This is a genomic window from Paratractidigestivibacter sp., assembly GCF_052362415.1.
Classification (GTDB): Bacteria; Actinomycetota; Coriobacteriia; order Coriobacteriales; family Atopobiaceae; genus Paratractidigestivibacter.
The window spans coordinates 4,145-4,927 of sequence record NZ_DAWEMK010000120.1; the positions used below are offsets into that span (position 1 = coordinate 4,145).

The window sequence follows — 783 nt, forward strand, 5'->3', positions numbered from 1 at the left end:
TAAGGAGAAGGGCAAACCGATGCTGCTTTCGCTGGCTCCCATGGAGGGGATCACGGGCCACGTGTTCCGACGCGTGCATGCGGAGGTCTTCGGCGCGCTCGACCGCTACTACACGCCGTTCATCTCGCCGCTTCCCAGGGTGGGCGACGGCTTCACCAAGCACTACGACCGCGAGCTTGACCCCGCGAGTAACCGAGGCCTCGACGTCGTGCCGCAGGTTCTGACCAACGACGCCGACCGGTTCGTCTGGGCGGCCGAGCTGCTGTCGGGCATGGGCTATACAGAGATCAACCTCAACCTCGGCTGTCCCTCGGGAACGGTCGTCGCAAAGGAGAAGGGCTCCGGCCTCCTGCGTAACCCGACTCGGCTCGAGGCGTTTCTTTCCGACGTGTGTGAGCGCTCGCCGCTGCCGGTTTCGGTAAAGACGCGCGTCGGGATTGCAGAAGAGGTGGAGTACGACGAGATCCTCGAGCTGTTTTGCCGCTGCGGGATCTGCGAGCTCATCGTCCATCCCCGTGTTCAGAAAGACTTCTACAGCGGAAAGCCGCGGCGCGAGCTCTATGGGCGGACGCTCGAGCAGGCGCCGTTTCCCGTGGCGTACAACGGGGACGTCTTTGCGCCGGGGGACTACGAGGCGCTGGTTGCGGAATATCCGCAGACGCGACACGTGTTGCTCGGACGCGGAATCCTGGCCAACCCCGCCCTTGCGCGCCAGATTCGCGGCGGCGCAGGGCTTACGCGCGAGGAGCTCGAGCGCTTCCACGATGAGCTCTATCGTGCGAC

The 783-nt window shown here is 64.8% G+C and carries 1 protein-coding gene; it reads left to right on the forward strand.

Features of this window, described 5'->3' with window-relative positions; genetic code table 11:
* Positions 1–19: 19 nt before the first annotated feature.
* The coding region (locus tag ACT84W_RS09480) for a tRNA dihydrouridine synthase (RefSeq protein ID WP_444329020.1) at positions 20–783 on the forward strand (764 nt) is incomplete at its 3' end.